Genomic DNA, 17445 nt, shown 5'->3' with positions numbered 1-17445 from the left:
GTCGAATCCCCCCATACTGCTGCGATTATCTTATCTGGATGCATATCCAAATTTGTTCTATGCTATCGAATTCTTTGTTTGATACTGTCGGCCCCTTCTTACTGCAATCATTTGTCCAGAGGAAGAGTAATTAAACACCTTACATTAATCGCTCCGTCTCTGGATAGAATTTAATGCTGACGGAGCAGACCACGAACCAGAGAATTACGATAGAACTGGGTCTCTCTTGCAGAGATGACTATTTTTTATAGCAGATTGATTATTGTCTCCCATGCCAATTGAGACAATTCTGTTTGCCGTCGGTACTCAGAATGATGTTCATATTGAGCAGGTAACCGACACCGCTCTTGAGTTCGCCCGTCCTCTCGATACAACCGTCGTCGGGCACCCGATCCCCGAAGCTGAGGTGGAATCCCGCACGCTACGGTTTCGATCGTCAGATCTCATCATTCGTACATTCTCTCGCAGAACGAATCCGATGAGCTACTCAACGAGTACTCGTTCGAAGAAAATGAGAGAAGGTACCGAACTCGCACGGGTCAATCAGTTGAGTTCATTGAATAATTTTTCATTCAGCAACTCGTCGAGGACGAGCCTCCGGTTCGCTCTCTCTTACCGAATCGACGATACGCGCACGTTTTCGTCGAGTTGCCTGGTCTTCCCTTTTTAGTTTCCTCACCGGTTAAGTCGACGTAACCTAGTTACACGATCGTTCCCAGAACTATATACGGATTCAGAACCAAATTAGATAATGTGGTGGATGTAAATATCCAACTAATGCTCGTGACCGGTTTGATCAGGGATGTGAACTCGTCCAATTCGGATCGATTCGTCGACTCCGAAACGATCGAGAGGGGATGTCAACGGAGAAGAATGGCGGTAGATACTACCGACCGGAAATCGGATGCAGAGGAGAGCTGCTGATGACCACCGAGCCGATCATTCCGAAGACAGCACGGATCGGGCGGACTGCGCTGGTCGTGGCCGATCTCGACGCGATGGTCGATTTTTATCGAGACGTCGTTGGGCTCTCGGTTCGCAGGCGAACGAAAACGGAGGCGACGCTCGGAATTAGCGAGACACCGTTACTCGTGTTGACAGAGGACGAGACTGCAGCGTCCCGGCGTCGAGAGCAAGCGGGACTGTTCCACAACGCGTTCAAGGTCCCGTCGCGCACTGCGTTAGGTGCAGCGCTCGACCGAATACGCGAGCACTGGAAGTTAGACGGTGCGTCCGATCATTACGTCAGCGAAGCACTGTATCTCACTGATCCAGAGGACAACGGAGTCGAGATATACACAGACCGACCGCGAGAGCAGTGGCCGCGTGCGTCTGGCGGCACAATTCAGATCGGAACGGTTCCACTGGATCTTGACGACATTGCCGCGAAATCGAACGGGAAGACATCCGCTCCCTCCGGAACGACGGTCGGACACGTTCACCTAGAAGCGTCCTCGATCCGAACGGCACGCGAGTTCTACGCCGAAATGCTCGGGCTCCGCGTGCAGACGGAAGTGCGTTCGGCGCTGTTCCTGGCAGCCGGAGACTACCACCATCACCTCGGCGTGAATACGTGGAACGGGCGGTCCCAGCCGGCGGGCGGCCGCGGATTGGCGTGGTTCGAGTTCGTCGTCCCGGACGACGAGACGCTCGCGACGGTTCGGCGGCGACTCGAGGATGCCGATATCGCGGCCACCGACCGTGGCGACTCCCTCGAGGTCACCGACCCGGACGAGATTTCGGTTCGGATTCGGACGGTCTAGATCCGTTCCTCACCACGACCAGTTTTCCGATCCAGATGTGCTCATGACCGTCCTCGCGTTTTCGTTCATCGGAGCCGTCGGTTCGGCGCTGATCACCGTCATCCGGGGACGACACACCTCCGGATGAGAAGCGTTTCTGTAACCTTCCTCAACTCCCGATCAAGATCGATATCTTCGTCGTTCATACGGACCGTTGTACGTCATTTTCGGTGCGACTGCGAACCGTTCTGCGGTTGCACCGGGACGTCGGTACAACGGACCGTATCAGTCGTCGTTCTGGACGAACGTGACGGGACAGGACGCATCCAGTATCAGCGTCTGCGCGACGCTTCCGAAGATCACCTTGTCAGCGGGGGACCTGTGGCGTCCGCCGACCACGATCCGGTCGGCGTCGACCGCGTCCGCGAGGTCGAGGAACGCCTCGCCGGGGTCGCCGACCGCGCCACGAACGTCGTAGTCGACGCCGGCGGCCTCGAGACGATCGATCACTGACTGGACCGTATCGTGTTCAGCGGCGATTTCGTCGGGAGAGTGCTCCTCGAGCAGGTCATCGTATTCAGACTTCGAAAGGAGTTGGGGATAGCCACTGCCCGTTATCGGAGTGACTGCTGGCGTAATGTCGTCGGTGTTCTTCGGAATGGCGTGGCCAACTACGACGGTGGCATCGACTGGAGCGGCGGTTTCCAAGACGGCATCGACGAGGTGGTGTATCCGGTCCTCGTCCGAGTCGCTGACGGGAAGCAAAACTGTCTCAACTGGCATGAGACTGTCTACAGTCACCAGGCATATAAATATTACATTTCTACACTTCATAAAAGTGCGAAAGCTATTAGCCCGGTACGACGCCGTCTGGAGAAAGAAGGTCGTGCTACTGCGATCGACCGTCGGTCGTGTCTGCAATCCACTCGCGATCAGTCGTCAGAGGATGACACCTCCGCCGTCGAGTCGACGGTGGATCGACTGACGAACCAGACCGTTAGGAGGGCGCCCCCGACGATGAGCATAACGTAGCCAGCGGTCTGCAGCATCCCCCTACGACCGAACGCGTCGACCAGCGGTATCGGAGCGAACGGCGAGAGCGCGAACCCACCGTACATCATCATCGTCACGCCGCTGAGGGCGCGACCGCGAACCTCTCCCGGGACGACTGACGCGACCCAGTCGTTCGCCGTGGGCTGGATGAGGCCGAATCCCGTCGCCCCGCTGACGATGACGCCGGCGATCACAACCGGGAGGATATCAGTGGCGGTAAACAGGAGGAATCCCATCGCTGCGATGACGAAACCGAGCGCCATCACCGTGACGTGACGCATACGCTGTTTGATCCGACCGTACATTGAGGCGAAGATGAAGCTGCCGATCATCACACCCGAGATCACGAGACCCGTCTGCGAATCGGTCACGGTGAGGGAGCTCTGGAGATAGTACGGCACCTCGATCATGACAAGGTTGTTCACCAGCATTCCTACCAACACGATGGCGTAGATGCCGGCGACCAGCTTTACAGGCGACTCATGCAGGAGTTTCTTGATCGCCTCGAGGCGGCCGACTCCGTCGTCCCTGACCGACTCCTTCACGTCGGGTTCCGGCAGGAACCGGAGGATCGGCGGGACGAACAGGAGCGCCCCCGCGAAGACGAGGAAGATGTACCGCCAACCGAGGGTCCCTGCAATGTAGCCGCCCATGACCGCAGCGATGGCGCCGCCGGCGGCCGTCACGGCGCTGTAGTAGCCCATGATGGACTCGCGGCGGCCGCCCGAGTAGTAGTCCGCGATGAGCGTCGGCACCGTCACCATGAGCGCGCCGACGGCGATACCGTCGAGCACGCGGGTTGCCAGGATCAGGTAGATCGAGTCGAGGAAGAACGCGATGCTCGTCCCGGCCCCATAGACGATGACCGCCCCGATCAGGATCGGCTTGCGCGCGTACTTGTCCAGCACGTATCCCGTGAGGGGTGCGACGACGATCACGATCCAGGCCGACATCGAACTGACGAGCTGTGCTAACGTCTCTGAGTACGGCTCGTGCGAGAACGTCTCCTGGATCGCCGGGATGGTCGGGTTGATCAGTGCCCCTGAGAAAGCCGGGATAAAGCCGATCAGCACCAGCGTTATCAACATCGGCCAGCGGATAGACTCCGAGTAATCTGTCGACATACTCACTCACCGGCGTCTATGCCGTTCTCTGGACCGCATTCGTTCGTCAGCCTAGTCCGTGGGGTAACCTGTGGCATACGAATATACAATGATACAACCATTATAAATATTTTTCCATGCGTGATGGGGGCAGGCTATGTACACAGTAACCGATTGTTTCGGCCTGCTCGATCCGACCGTCGTCGTACGAACCGTTGGAAGTCATTTTCAGCGCAACCGCAGACGGGTCACGGTTGCACTGGTAAATCGTGAGCAGGCCGTGTCAGCGGATGTCGAACGGTCGTGATCAGAATCACCGCCTTCGGCGACGAGGAAGCAGGAAGACTCACGAGGCGCAGTGACTGGTCAAAGACGATGCTGGCCGACGGACTCTCGAGTGAGGCGACGATGACTGGAGTCTCACAGACGCCGCGCCGTGCAGACCACGGCCGTCCGGCGGTTCGCCGCGATCCACCTGTACCTCAGAGCCATTGAATGCAGACCGGTTCCGAAATCGACACGCGTTCGCCTGTCGGTACCAATGACCCAGTTTCGTTGTTAATCCTGAACGCAGTGACATCATCGCTGTGGCGATTCGCCGCGAAAAGGAAGTCACCGTTCGGGTCGACTGCAAAGTGACGTGGCCATTCTCCGCCACTCGAGGACGTCGCGACGCGCTCGAGGCTCCCGTCGTCGACGGCGAACGTCACGATCGCGTCCTGACCCCGGTTCGAACCGAAGACGTATCGCCCCGACGGATGAACGGCGATTTCGGCTGTCTTGTTCTGTCCGTGGAACTCATTGGGGAGCGTCGAAATCGTCTCTTGGTCGACGAGAGTGCCATCCGAGCGCCGATCGAAACGGGTCACCGTTGAGTCGAGTTCGTTGATCACGTACAACTGGTCACCGCCCGGACTAAATGCGATATGTCGCGGACCGGACCTCGGCCCGACGTCGGTCTCGGCGCATCGCTCGAACGTTTGTTCGTCCCGATCGATCTCGTAAGTGACGATCCGATCGGTCCCGAGATCAGGAACGTAGACGAATCGGTCGTCCGGTCCAGGCGTGATCGAATGCGGATGTGGTGCGTTCTGGCGCTCGTCGTGGACGCTCGAGCCGTGATGATCGACGACTGCGGTCGGACTCTCGATGGTACCGTCGTCGTCGATGGGAAGCATCGAAACGGCACCGCCGAAGTAGTGGGCCACAAATAGGAATCGTCCCGTTGTGTCAACGCTGCAGTGGCACGGACTGAATGAACCGCTCGGCGCCGCGTTGATTTCGATCAATTCGCCCGTTTCGAGATCGATATCGAACACTTTGATGATCCCTTCCTCGTCCTCGCGAACGGCAGCGTACAAGTACTCTCCATTCGGATGAGGAGCGACGAACGTCGGGTCGGGTCCAGCAATAGCACTATCGAGCGGTTCGATAGAACCAGTTTCCGAATCAACTGCAACAGTATAGACTCCAGCACTATCTGCAGAACTGTACGTACCGACGGCTGCTAAATGCGTCTCGGACGTCACACTGTTTCGAACGAAACGTTCCGTATTCACTGTTTTGATGTTCGGACAGGTGGATACAAGGCGCGGTCACGCTGGCTTCAGTTCCGGCGGTTTGTCCCACTCTTCCGCGTTGTCCACTGGGTCGTAGCCGATCCGTTCGTGAGCATTACGGATCGAAAACCACCGCCGGTCGTTATTGCTAACACCGTAGAAGACGCCGAACTCGACGGAGTTATCCAGAAGACAGCACTTCACTTGATGCGCGAAGTCACGTCGGGACTGCCACATCGCTTTCATCCGGCCGACGGCTCGCTCGTACGCCTCGCTCCCGCGCTCCCAATCGCCGTTGTGAACGCCGAGCTCCGCATCGCCGTACGGATGATCGTACTGCTTTGAATTGACGGTACAGATACGAAGCGCGTAGAATCGGGTCGGATACTCGAACTCCTCAGTTTCCACGTACTGGCGGCCGAGGGTTTCACCGAAGGCCTTGGTCGTACCATAGTAGGAATCGGGTCGAACCGGGTCAGTGGGATAGATCGTAATTCCGTGCTCCGGCTGGTAGATTTCAGGCGCGTGCTTTGCCTCGTACTGGCCCATCACGTGGTTCGTTGAACCGAATACGAACGTCTCAACGCCAGCGTCGCGCGCCGCCTCGAGAGCGTTGTACATGCCGAGTATATTCGGTTTGAACACGTCGTTCCAGCTTCCGTCAACGTACGGATACGCAGCGAGGTGGATGACCGCGTCTTGTCCATCGAACGCGGGACGGATCGAATCGTAGTCGCTCACGTCGGCGACGTAGGTGTCGTAGTCGCCGTATGGATGATCGGCCGGACGATCCGACCGGTTCAGGTAAGTGATGTTGTACTCCTCGTCCAAGTGATCGATTATTGCGGTTCCACACCGGCCGTACGCACCGGTAACAAGTACGTTCATACTGGACCGATGCTGCGACAACAAAAATAAACTTCCGATCCGATGATTCCCCGTCACTTGCCGGAAGCGTCCACAGAGACTGTTTGTGCAAGTGAGCGAAGTCGGGAATCCGATCACCAGTGGACCGAGCGGTGAGAAGTGGTGACCAGAGTGACTGGCGAGTTCGATTAACGGAACGCGCTACGTCGAGTCGGCGTCCGAACAGGAGAGCAAACCGTTGAGGTACGCCACGGCGTGTGCTCGCGATCGGTGCCCCCATTCGGTATCGCCGACGATCTCGGGAACGTGGTCTGGAACCATCACACCGTCGAAACCGACGTCGCGAAGCGCCTCGATCGCGGTTAACGCATTGTAATTGCTTTCCTCATCGTCGAGGAAGGTCTCGGTGAACCTCGGCCACGTGCCGAGCACGTCACGGAAGTGGACGAAGACGATGTCGTCGTTTCGGCCGAAGTGTTCGATCACGTCCGTGACGTCCGTCTCGGGCATTTCCGAAAAGCAGCCGAGACACAGTTTAAGGCCGTGGTTGTCGCTCGGAACGAGTTCCATCGCCCGTTCGAACGCTTCCCTGTTGCGGAACAGCCGGGGAATGCCACCGAGTTGTTCGACCGTCGGCGGATCCGCCGGGTGAAGAGCCAACTGCACGCCGGCTTCTTCGGCGACTGGGAGCACCTCCTCGAGGAACTGCTCGTAGTTGTCCCAGAGTTCCTCCTCGGTGTATTCTCGCTCCACACCGGGTGCGCGTTCGTACGGCTGATCGATATCGTCGATATCGAACTCGCGGCCGCGAGCGCCACCGCGAACTCGAGCCGACTGGGAGGTCCGCATCGGGACGACGCCACGGGGATTCCACTGGTAGCCCAGGATCGGAATGTTCGCCTGGCCGATGTTGCGGATCAGCTCCTTGATCGTCTCGAGTTGAGTCTCCTTGCCCTCTTTCCCGAGCATGATCTTTCCGTAGACGTTGTAGCTCAGCGACTGAACCCCCATGAGACGGAGTCCGGCGTCCTCGGCGCGTCGACGAGCTTGCACCAGTTCGGAAACCGAGGGGACGACGCCTTCATCAATCGTGATCGTTTCGTCGTCGTGGCTTCCCTCGTCGGCAAAGACGTCTCCCCGCGGATCCCGGTGATCCAAGAAGATATCGGATATGCCGACCTGTCGACAGAACTGGAGCCGCTCGTCGGAGAGCGTTCTCGTTCGTAGTCCGGTCCGGAGTGGGAGTTGCTCTTCGTCAGTCTCAAGCGTCTTACGTTGACTCATCTGGAGTAGCTTCTTATTTTCTCGTATTTAGGCTTTTCCAACGGAGCCATCGGAGAGTAGCTGTTCGAGTTCGTCGTTCAGTTGATCGTACAGCTCTTCGGCGCGCTTCTCCTCTTGCGGCGTCAACGAGCGGATCGGTTCCCGGACATCACCGCCGTATAGGCCGGCAAGTTCGAGTCCCTTCTTGACGGCTGGGACGCTTATCCCACCGGCGATCGTACTGTTCTGTCCAGTTTTCTCTCGGAAGTTCTGATACGGGAGACAGGCCTCGCGCAGTTCGCGGGCACGACTCCAGTTTTCGTTCGCCAGCGCGTCGTACAGTTCGAGACCGATCTCCGGGCGGAAGTTGCTAACGCCCGCCGAGAAGCCCTCGACGCCTTCGGCCCAGTATGAAACTGCGTACGGCTCTGCTAGGCCGTTCACCCAGACGACGTCGTCCGCACCGGCGCTGATTCCGGCCCCGAGTTTCACCGAATCCGGCAGCGCGTATTTGATTCCGACGACGCCGTCCAGTTTCGTCAATTGCGCGAGGTACTCGACGGACGGATCGAAGCCGCGAACGTACGGGACGAGCGGGGTCTCCGTTGCGTCAGCCAGCGACCGGTAGTACTCCAGTAATCCCTGCTCGTGGAGATACGTGTGATCGGGTGGCATCACCATCATCGCGTCGACGCCGATTTGATCGTACGCCTGAATCAAGTCCTGTGCCTGGTTCGTGCTCCCGCCGACGCCGGCGAGGACGCACGCATCCGACGGAAGCGAAGTTACGGTCGCCTCGGTGACGTCGATCCGTTCTTGATCGACCAACGAGTGGTATTCGCTGATATTTGCAGCTGCGAGGAATGTTCTGATACCCTCTTCGTAGAGTGACTGTGCGTTCTCTTCGATCTTCCAGTGCTCTATTTCTCCGTCCTGATCGAACGGCGTGAGGATACCGACGGCGACTCCTCGTAGCCGCTCCTTGACTTCTGCAGTCGCTAATGCCATCGAGTAGTTGGTAATGCTTATTATTATAAAGTATTGTCGTTGTGGTCCGCTCGTCTCCGAGCGGCAGGGACAGATGTCTCGAGACCGTGTTTCCTGCTTCAGTGGCTACAGCAGGCGTCCGGAGCGTTCAACTCAGTTGTGTCAGCGTGATACTAGTCTGGCTTAGTAGTTGCGGTAGATCGTCTTTGTCGTCGTGAAGAAGTCCAATCCGGCGTCACCTTGTTCTCGGTAAGTGTTCGTGGAGGAATTCTTGTAGCCGCCGAAGGGGACGTGCAATTCTAGCCCGGTCGTCTTTTCGTTGACTTTGGCGACGCCCGCTTCGATGCGATCAAGGAACTCGTTGGCTTCGGTCGTATCCTGCGTCACGATGCTCGCCGAAAGCCCGTAGTCGACGTCGTTCGCAAGCGACAGCGCGTCCTCGAAGTCGTTGGCGCGAATGACCGCCAGCACCGGTCCGAAGACCTCCTCCTGTGCAATCCGCATCTCGTTGTCGACGTCCGAGAAGACGGCCGGTTCCACGTAGTAGCCATCCGCGTATTCCCCGTCCGTGAGACGTTCCCCGCCGGTTTCGAGTGTCGCGCCCTCGTCTTGGCCGATCTCGACATACTCGAGCGTCGACTGGAGTTCCGACTCAGTGACATGGGGTCCCATATCAGGGTCGTCGAGTCCGGGACCGATTTCCACAGACTCGGCGTACTCGACCATTGCGTCGACGAACTCGTCGTAAATCTGGTCGTGGACGATCGCTCGAGAGGCGGCGGTGCAGGACTGGCCTGTCGTTCCGAACGCACCCTGGCCGACGATCTCCACCGCCTCGTTGACGTCGGCACTCGGCATCACGACCGTCGGGTTCTTCCCGCCCATTTCACACTGGACGCGTTTGAGGTCGTCGGTCGCCGTCTGTGCGACCTGCGTCCCGACGGCCGTACTCCCCGTGAACGAGACGCCGTCGATCGCCTGGTTTTCGACGAGCGGCGTGCCGACGTTGCTCCCCGATCCCGTGACTAAATTCGCCACGCCATCGGGGAGCCCTGCCTCCTCGAGACACTCGAAGAGAACCCGTGCCATGCCAGGGGCCGCCGAAGCGGGCTTGACGACCGCCGTGTTTCCGGCGGCCAGCGCCGGCGCGAGCTTCCATGCCGGAATCGCGATTGGGTAGTTCCACGGGGTCACCAATGCGACCGTTCCGAGCGGCTCCTGTCTGGTCGCGAGTTCCGTGTTGCGACCGCTCGCGGATTTGACGGTACCCCCGAGATCGCGTGTCTTCTGTCCGTAGTACGCGAAAATGTCGATCGCACGCTGAACCTCGCCGGCTGCCTCGGCGCGCGTTTTCCCCTCTTCACGGACGAGCGCCTCGGTCGTCTCGTCTTTGCGCTGCTCGAGAAGCGTTCCCACTCGCTTGAGGAGGTCGCCTCGTTCCGGGCCCGGCGTGCCGGCCCAGTCGTCTTGTGCGTCGGCGGCTGCCTCGACGGCGGCCTCGACATCTGCCAGACCCGAGTCTTGGTATTCGCCGACCAATTCGTCGGTCTGTGCCGGATTTCTAACCTCGAAGGTTGAATTCGTCTCGGATTCGACCCACTGTCCGTTTACAAAGTTCTTGTAGCTGCTTGCCATTCGCATGTGGAACTTATCCTACTCCGTTAGAAAGGTTTTGATACTCGTTTTCTCGACTCGAGTCGGACTGCTGAGTCCTCCTTCGATTTCTCGATATCCGCCGTTTCCCACCCTCGAATCGGAGTTGATAGCGGTTCTGTGCGTGTTCCTTGTACGACCTCGAGAACCAATCCGTCTTTGGGACGCACGCAGGTACGTGACAGGATTTTCTCGGTGCTCCCGTTTGACCAGCGTTACTCCAGCAACGTGTGCTATTCAAGGCAATCGTCTAAACGATCATCGGCGTTCGATCAGAATCTCTTCGGCGGGGCAACTACGTGACCATTGTTCTATCCTATCGAATATACCAGTATGTCGGCTCTGAGGCGGTGAATAGCGTGTTTCCAGATCGAACCTCAAATCCGATCAGACCGTTCCAAGCTGTAGAGTTTACTATCAGTCGTTGGTCTGTCACACTTCCCTCGAATGGCTATCTCCTCTCTACTGGCCCAACAGCGATCCCATTACAGATGCACCTCTGTGCTATTACAGGAGTACTGATGTAAATATATCCTGATCGTCAGTTCGGCAATCGCAGTACTTCAACTCTGGCGTCGCCCGGTACAATTGTTCGCACCTGTCGAATCGAGCGTTTCGTCGGTCGTATCCTGACGCATCAAACCGCTCGTGGGATGAGTCCGAATTCTCTCATAAGGCACTCAAAGGACAAACCCTCTCGGCAAGGAGTGTCAACTCGAGAGCGTAGCAGTGTGGCGCGTGGCGACGGCTTGTAGCCACGATCTAGCTGAACCGGCAGTACTGATCCGAAAATCGATCACTCACCGGAGCCCGGTTTAGTCTATTTAAACACCGACTCAGACGCTTCTGGCACAGCTTTCTACACAGTCAGTGTTCCGGTCTAAGTTTCGAAGATTCGCTGAACGTCCGGTTCGATCGACCAATACGAGCGATCAGCCCGGCAGAAGCGTTCCGAATATCCATCGTTCTATCGGATATCATGCTAAGCACTTCTTCCTGGCGTACTTTCTCAATTATGCGGTCGAGCAGTGTCGACTCACTCAACATCAGATGTGCCGAACTCCGAAACGCTTGCCCAGCTCGTAAGTTTGCTCTCAGCGGGTCTTGATGTTCACGTACCGCTCTCTCCCCGTTCGTTCTTTCGCTCCAGATACGTATATTTCGGCGACTAGATCCCCAGTACGGCCAATCAGGCGTCTTCAACGCGTCCATGGCCTACGAGTACAGCGAATTCACTTCGATGACGTTTGCCGCCTGCGCAAGTTTCGGCTGGAGTTCGTCCTCGATCCGCTCATCGGTCATCCGCTGTGACGGACCCGAGATACTCAACGCGCCGATCACCTCCGTTTCTGGGACGCTGACGGCCATGCCGATACAGCGGATGCCCGGAATGTTCTCCTCGTCGTCGATCGAGTATCCGCGTTCGGCCGTCTCCTCGAGTTCCGCATACAACTCCTCGACGTCCGTGATCGTATGTTCGGTTCGCTGCTCGAGCCCGTGTTCGGCGACGATCCGTTCGACGTCCGCGGCCGGTAACTCTGCCAGCATCGCCTTTCCAAGCCCCGTCGAGTGCATCGGCATTCGGCCACCGATTCTCGACTTAGTCTGGACCGCTGAGTCTCCCCTCGACTTCTCGATATAGACGACACGCCCCTCCTCTTTCGCACCAAAGTGGACGACCTCTCCGGTGGCGTCCGCGAGTTCGCGCACCTGCTCGCGAACGATATCGTGTTTCGCGACCGTCCGCTTTACGGACTCGGCGATGTCCAGAAATCGCAGACTCAATCGGTACTTATGGCCTTCCTTGACGACCATCCCGTCTTCGTGAAGCGTCGCGAGGTGTCCGTGGACGGTACTTTTCGAGAACCCCACGTCGTCCGCGATCTCCGTGATGCCGGCGCTGCCCCGCTTCTGTAAGGCCTCGATGATTCTGCCGGTTTTCTTCACTGTAGCGATCTTTCTCGGCGTATCTGTCGGCATGTGTACGCCCATAGCGACCGTCGCATATAATATTTGTTCTGATCCATCAAATTGTATATCTCGAGTCTTCTACGGCGTGGTTCTCGCGCTATCGTGAGACTCGATCCGACCCGAGTCGTCCATCGGCCAGCAGATTCGACGAGACGGCTGGACACACCCTTCGACTCTCGGTCAACCGACCGTGCTCAGTCGGCGCGTATCCTTTGGATGCTCCTCAAGTCGGTCATCGATGTCCAATCTGAATCATGCCGATGGGAGCGACCGGGAGACAGCTGTTCTTCTCAATCGAATCGTTCGGTACAGAGCCTCTCGATTGTCAACTACCGTGTCTCAATACAACCCTCCCGAATGCGGCCAAACAATTCCGAACGGCGTGATCGGCGATTAGCATGTCCACTGCCACTTCGCTACGGAGGGATGATAGCTGCTCTACCGACTCGGTATCCTCTCGTTATGAGCGTATAAACGCGATTTATCTATTACAACAGTACACTTGTAATTAGATACTGATCGACAGTCCGACGACCCAGGTACTCTACCGCCGCTGTCGTTCGATAAAATAGTTCGACGCGCTCGAATCGATCGTTTGAAGGTCCTATCGCGGTGCTTCCGAGCGCTTGAGAGATCTCGAGAAGTACGACTAGAGATCGAAAGGCGTCAAATCGAAGCATTTCGGTGAGTGAACGCGCCGACTTCGGCAAAACAACCGGTGGGAGTCGCGTTCTTCCCTCTCGAACAAAGTTGAGATGCATGTTCCGGTAACGTACGAGATGGGACAGCATTCGTTGCGGTCTCGTCTCGCAGCCCTCGTCGGACAGTCGATGTGCTTTTGTGATCGAACCCGTAGATAGCGTATGGGATTCCTTGGTGACGGCTACCTGCTCGACTCGGAGGCCGCCGAAGCACTGTACGCCGATATCGAATCACTGCCGATTGTCGATCCGCACACCCACGCGGATTTGGCCGAAATCGTCGCGAACGATGGCTGGGATGATATCTGGGAGGTCGAAGGCGCCACCGATCACTACGTCTGGACGATGATGCGAAAGCAGGGCATCCCCGAACGGAAGATCACGGGTGATGCCTCGAACAAGGAGAAGTGGCTCGCCCTCGCGTCGGAGTTTCCTAACTTCGCCGGCAATCCGAGCTACGAGTGGATCCACCTCGATCTGCAACGCCGCTTCGGTATCGAGAAGCCGATCTCCGAATCGACGGCCGAGGAGATCTGGGCCGAGACGAAAGCACAACTGGCGACGGACTCGATGCGTCCACAGCAACTGCTCTCGGAGATGAACGTCGAGGTGTTCTGTACGACCGACGATCCGACCTCGAACCTCGAACTCCACGAGCGAGCCGAGCGATCCGTCGACGTCCGGCCGACGTGGCGACTCGACCGCGCGCTACACATCGGCCGGGACTCCTGGTACGAGTTCGTCGACCAACTTGAGCGAGCGACCGGCACTGATACCGGCTCCTTCTCTGGGTTCCTCGAGGCGCTCGAGGAGACCCACGACTACTTCGACGCCCACGGCTGTCGGGCGAGCGATCTCAGCCTTGAGCAGATCGTGACGCGCCCGGTGGGCCGGCGACGTGCACGGGATATCTATCGTAAGACACTCGAGGGACGGAATCTCGCGGAAAGAGACGTCAACGACTTTCAGGCGTTCCTGATTGAAACGGTCGGCCGACTCAACGCAGAGAAAGACTGGGTCACCCAGCTCCACCTCGGTGCGGTTCGGGACTACCGTGATCGGCTGTACGATACCGTCGGCGCCGACGCCGGGGGTGACGTCTCGACGCAGTCGATCGAACTGGCCGACAATCTGGCGTACTTCCTGAACGAGTTCGACGGCGAGACGGAGATCGTGCTCTACACCGTCGATCCAACTCACTATCCGACGATCACGACCATCGCTCGAGCGTTCCCGAACGTGAGCGTCGGTCCGGCGTGGTGGTTCAACGACAGTCCGTACGGTATCGAGAAACAGTTGAAGTACGCGGGCTCTGTCGATCTCCTGGCCAATCACGCCGGCATGGTCAGCGACTCGCGGAAACTACTGTCGTACGGCTCCCGATTCGAGATGTTTCGTCGGACTCTCGCGAACGTGGTCGGCGAGATGGTCGAGCGAGAACGGCTGCCGATGGCCCACGCGGAACACCTCGTAGAGTACTTGGCTTACGAACGGCCGAAGTCCCTCTACGGATTCGAATAATGCGGAGTGCAGGCAGTGGGACGGGGACGGACTCCTTGAGCGACTGAGCTCGGTCCGATTCGCTTCCATTCGAATTAGCAGCCGACGAGAACACAGAACATACATACATCTGTGCCTCGGCAAGTTTCGTACGGAAACGATGACGGTCCCAAATGACTTCGAGATCGACGGCAAAGTGTGCGTGATCACGGGCGGTTCGGGTGTTCTCGGCTCGGCGATGGCAAAAGCCATCGGCGAGAACGGTGGAACGGTCGTACTCCTCGCCCGTGGCGAGGAGAAACTGCAGGAGACCAGCGATGAACTCGCGGAGCGGGACATCGAGCACAGCACGATCCCAGCGTCAGTCCTCGATCGCGCGGAACTGGACGCGGCCGCCGAAACGGTCGTCGACGAGTACGGACGCATCGATGTCCTCATTAACGCCGCTGGCGGGAACCACCCTGATGCGACGACCGATCCAGATACGTCTTTCTTCGACCTGCCGAAGGAGGGACTCGAACAAGTGGTGAACGTCAACTTCGTCGGGACGGTCCTTGCATCGCAGGCCTTCGGCGAGTACATGGTTGAACAGGAGGACGGTGTTATTCTGAACGTCTCGTCGATGAACGCGTTTACGCCACTAACTAAGATTCCGGGCTACTCGGGCGCGAAGGCCGCCGTCTCGAACTTCACTGAATGGTTGGCCGTCCACATGGCCCAGGAGTACTCTCCCGACATTCGCGTCAACGCGATTGCACCCGGGTTCTTCCTCACTGAGCAGAACCGCTACCTGTTGATAGACGAGGAGACAGGAGAGTACACTGACCGCGGGCAGACGATCATCGATCATACCCCGCAGGGACGGTTCGGCGATCCCGAGGATCTCTCGACGACCGTGCTCTGGCTGATCGCCCCCGGGTCCGAGTTCGTCACCGGGACGGTGATCCCGATCGACGGCGGGTTCTCGGCATTTAGCGGCGTCTAATTGGTTCGTTTCCGTTTTTAAGACGGAATCTGGATTAGTCGTACAGCCACAAAACGGCGGAATACACCCACTTGTTCGTTACGTCGCCTAGCGAAGCCATCGCCCACGGGATCGAACAATGAGCCGAACGGATCCCGAAATAAGGGTTCACGACAAACCTAAAAGGCCGACTACAAGTGATGCTGACGGAGCCAGCCCCTCTGAAACCGGAACCGTAGAATCGTTAGTACCGGTACTTTTTTATTGTGTTGTTGTGGATAATCGGTTGATGCACTTGTTATCGTACCCACGGGAGTCCGTCTCGCTCGACGGAACGTGGCAAGCGATTCCCGACCAGTATGAGATGTACGACGGCTACTTCGAGGATTTCGTCGATGACGACGACGAGGATAATCCCGCCGGGTTTTCACCCAAATCGATCTACGAACTCGGCGCCTCCGAGCAAGAGGGGATGCCGGTCGATTTCAACGTCCACGACGGCTATTCCGTCGATATCCCAGCGAGCTTGGGGGAAGAGATCACCGAGTTCCGCCATTACGAGGGCTGGGTCTGGTTCGCGAAGACGTTCGACTGGGACGCCGATACGGCCGGCGATAGCTCACACCTCAAATTTGGTGCAATCAATTACAAAGCGGAAGTCTGGCTCAACGGCGAACGACTGGGCGAACACGAAGGCGGGTTCACGCCGTTCAGTTTCGACGTCACTGACGAGTTGGTTGACGGAGAGAACCTGCTAGTCGTCAAAGTCGACAACAAGCGCTACGACGACGGGATCCCCAACGCCAGCACCGACTGGTTCAACTTCGGTGGGATCAACCGGTCGGTCGAGGTCGTCTCGGTGCCGGAGACGTACGTTCGCAACTACAAGCTTGAGACGGAACTGTCCGAAGACAGCGTTGACCTCCATATCGACGCGTGGGTCGAAAACGCCGTCGACGATACTGAAGTGACGGCCTCGTTCCCCAAACTGGATGTATCGATAGAGCTAACCGCTGACGATGACGGGGTTTTCACCGGGGAAGCAACGCTCTCTCGGGATGACGTCACCCTATGGAGTCCCTCGGATCCGCAGCTGTACACCGTTCGAGTCGCAGCCGACGACGATATGATCGAGGACGAGGTCGGGCTTCGCGAGATTGACGTCGTCAACGGCAATCTGCTGCTCAATGGCGAGGAGATCTGGCTCAGGGGAATCGCGCTGCACGAGGAGTCCGCTGGAAAGGGGCGTGCGCTCAACCTCGAGGACGTCGAAGAGCGGTTCGAGTGGATCACCGAGCTCGGCTGTAACTACGCCCGGCTCGCGCACTACCCACACACCGAAGCGATGGCGCGGAAAGCCGACGAGGAGGGGATCCTCCTCTGGGAAGAGGTCCCGGCCTACTGGGACATCAACTTCGGTGACGAGGAAATCCAGGAGCTGTACCGCCAGCAGCTCCGAGAGCTGATCCAGCGTGACTGGAACCGGGCGTCAGTCGCCCTCTGGTCGATCGCCAACGAAACTGACCACAAGGACGATACCCGGAACGAAGTACTCCCGGAGATGGCCGACTACGTCCGCGAACTAGACGACACTCGGCTCGTCACCGCCGCGTGCTTCGTCGACGAAACCGATGATGGAATCCTTCTCAAGGATCCGTTGCAAGAGCACCTCGACGTGGTCGGGATCAACCAGTACTACGGCTGGTACTACGGCGACGCCGACGACATGGAGCAGTTCCAGGAGAATCCTGACGGGACGCCGGTCCTGATCTCGGAGACCGGTGGAGGTGCGAAGTGGGGCCACCACGGTGACGAGGACGAGCGCTGGACCGAGGAGTTCCAGGCCGCGATCTATCGCGGACAGACGGATGCGATCGACGGGAACGATCAGATCGCCGGGATGGCTCCGTGGATCCTCTTTGACTTCCGGGCACCGATGCGGCAGAATGACCACCAGCGCGGCTACAATCGCAAGGGCCTCGTTGATCAGCACGGCCGCAAGAAGCAGGCGTTCCACGTACTCCGGGAGTTCTATCAGAAAAAACGGTCCTGACGAGGTGAAGCAGACACGATAAGCAGCTC

The 17445-nt window shown here is 58.0% G+C and carries 12 protein-coding genes; 4 read left to right on the top strand and 8 right to left on the bottom strand.

The features are described from left to right. Nucleotides 1-923 precede the first annotated feature (923 nt). Entirely contained in the window at nt 924-1763 is an 840-nt protein-coding gene (locus WD430_RS21160) for a VOC family protein (protein WP_339106178.1), read from the top strand. A gap of 264 nt (nt 1764-2027) precedes the next feature. On the opposite strand, the gene WD430_RS21155 is transcribed toward WD430_RS21160, so the two are convergent. The 8 genes from WD430_RS21155 to WD430_RS21120 all read right to left on the bottom strand — a co-directional run bounded on the left by WD430_RS21155 (nt 2028) and on the right by WD430_RS21120 (nt 12207). Then, entirely contained in the window at nt 2028-2576 is a 549-nt protein-coding gene (locus WD430_RS21155; protein WP_339106177.1) for a universal stress protein, read from the bottom strand. 98 nt (nt 2577-2674) lie between these two features. Further along, nucleotides 2675-3919: an MFS transporter gene (locus WD430_RS21150; protein ID WP_339106326.1), complete on the bottom strand. Its 1245-nt coding sequence runs from the start codon at nt 3917-3919 to the stop codon at nt 2675-2677. Nucleotides 3920-4380: 461 nt separating this feature from the next. Further along, a complete protein-coding gene (locus WD430_RS21145) occupies nt 4381-5427 on the bottom strand; it encodes a lactonase family protein (RefSeq protein ID WP_339106325.1) in 1047 nt (348 codons plus the stop codon). A gap of 66 nt (nt 5428-5493) precedes the next feature. Beyond that, nucleotides 5494-6345 carry an NAD(P)-dependent oxidoreductase gene (locus WD430_RS21140; RefSeq protein WP_339106328.1) on the bottom strand — a complete coding sequence of 284 codons (852 nt, stop codon included), beginning with the start codon at nt 6343-6345 and terminating at the stop codon, nt 5494-5496. A gap of 180 nt (nt 6346-6525) precedes the next feature. Then, nucleotides 6526-7608 carry a mannonate dehydratase gene (locus WD430_RS21135; protein WP_339106324.1) on the bottom strand — a complete coding sequence of 361 codons (1083 nt, stop codon included), beginning with the start codon at nt 7606-7608 and terminating at the stop codon, nt 6526-6528. Between the two features lie 27 nt (nt 7609-7635). Further along, complete coding sequence (locus WD430_RS21130; RefSeq protein WP_339106323.1) at nt 7636-8595, bottom strand: dihydrodipicolinate synthase family protein; 960 nt, start codon at nt 8593-8595, stop codon at nt 7636-7638. Nucleotides 8596-8757: 162 nt separating this feature from the next. Further along, nucleotides 8758-10209 carry an aldehyde dehydrogenase family protein gene (locus tag WD430_RS21125; protein ID WP_339106322.1) on the bottom strand — a complete coding sequence of 484 codons (1452 nt, stop codon included), beginning with the start codon at nt 10207-10209 and terminating at the stop codon, nt 8758-8760. A gap of 1233 nt (nt 10210-11442) precedes the next feature. Continuing rightward, nucleotides 11443-12207: an IclR family transcriptional regulator gene (locus WD430_RS21120; RefSeq protein WP_339106321.1), complete on the bottom strand. Its 765-nt coding sequence runs from the start codon at nt 12205-12207 to the stop codon at nt 11443-11445. Between the two features lie 854 nt (nt 12208-13061). On the opposite strand from WD430_RS21120, the gene uxaC reads away from it, so the two are divergent. From uxaC to WD430_RS21105, 3 genes are all read left to right on the top strand, one after another. Beyond that, a complete protein-coding gene (gene uxaC, locus WD430_RS21115) occupies nt 13062-14420 on the top strand; it encodes a glucuronate isomerase (protein ID WP_339106320.1) in 1359 nt (452 codons plus the stop codon). Nucleotides 14421-14559: 139 nt separating this feature from the next. Beyond that, nucleotides 14560-15384: an SDR family oxidoreductase gene (locus WD430_RS21110; RefSeq protein ID WP_339106319.1), complete on the top strand. Its 825-nt coding sequence runs from the start codon at nt 14560-14562 to the stop codon at nt 15382-15384. A 268-nt stretch (nt 15385-15652) separates the two neighbouring features. Then, nucleotides 15653-17416, top strand: coding sequence for a glycoside hydrolase family 2 TIM barrel-domain containing protein (locus tag WD430_RS21105; protein ID WP_339106318.1), 1764 nt, complete (start codon nt 15653-15655; stop codon nt 17414-17416). Nucleotides 17417-17445: the final 29 nt, after the last annotated feature.

The organism is Haloterrigena sp. KLK7 (assembly GCF_037914945.1).
Classification (GTDB): Archaea; Halobacteriota; Halobacteria; order Halobacteriales; family Natrialbaceae; genus Haloterrigena; species Haloterrigena salinisoli.
Note: the sequence above shows the minus strand (reverse complement) of the source record. Positions and strands in the feature narration are given on the sequence as shown.

Bases quoted from the DNA above. Each gene is read 5' to 3' on its own strand.
- WD430_RS21125 (WP_339106322.1), bottom strand. From the start codon at position 10,209: ATGGCAAGCAGCTACAAGAACTTTGTAAACGGACAGTGGGTCGAATCC.
- WD430_RS21120 (WP_339106321.1), bottom strand. From the start codon at position 12,207: ATGCCGACAGATACGCCGAGAAAGATCGCTACAGTGAAGAAAACCGGC.
- WD430_RS21135 (WP_339106324.1), bottom strand. From the start codon at position 7,608: ATGAGTCAACGTAAGACGCTTGAGACTGACGAAGAGCAACTCCCACTC.
- WD430_RS21155 (WP_339106177.1), bottom strand. From the start codon at position 2,576: ATGAAGTGTAGAAATGTAATATTTATATGCCTGGTGACTGTAGACAGT.
- WD430_RS21105 (WP_339106318.1), top strand. From the start codon at position 15,653: ATGCACTTGTTATCGTACCCACGGGAGTCCGTCTCGCTCGACGGAACG.
- WD430_RS21140 (WP_339106328.1), bottom strand. From the start codon at position 6,345: ATGAACGTACTTGTTACCGGTGCGTACGGCCGGTGTGGAACCGCAATA.
- WD430_RS21150 (WP_339106326.1), bottom strand. From the start codon at position 3,919: ATGTCGACAGATTACTCGGAGTCTATCCGCTGGCCGATGTTGATAACG.
- WD430_RS21130 (WP_339106323.1), bottom strand. From the start codon at position 8,595: ATGGCATTAGCGACTGCAGAAGTCAAGGAGCGGCTACGAGGAGTCGCC.
- WD430_RS21160 (WP_339106178.1), top strand. From the start codon at position 924: ATGACCACCGAGCCGATCATTCCGAAGACAGCACGGATCGGGCGGACT.
- WD430_RS21110 (WP_339106319.1), top strand. From the start codon at position 14,560: ATGACGGTCCCAAATGACTTCGAGATCGACGGCAAAGTGTGCGTGATC.
- uxaC (WP_339106320.1), top strand. From the start codon at position 13,062: ATGGGATTCCTTGGTGACGGCTACCTGCTCGACTCGGAGGCCGCCGAA.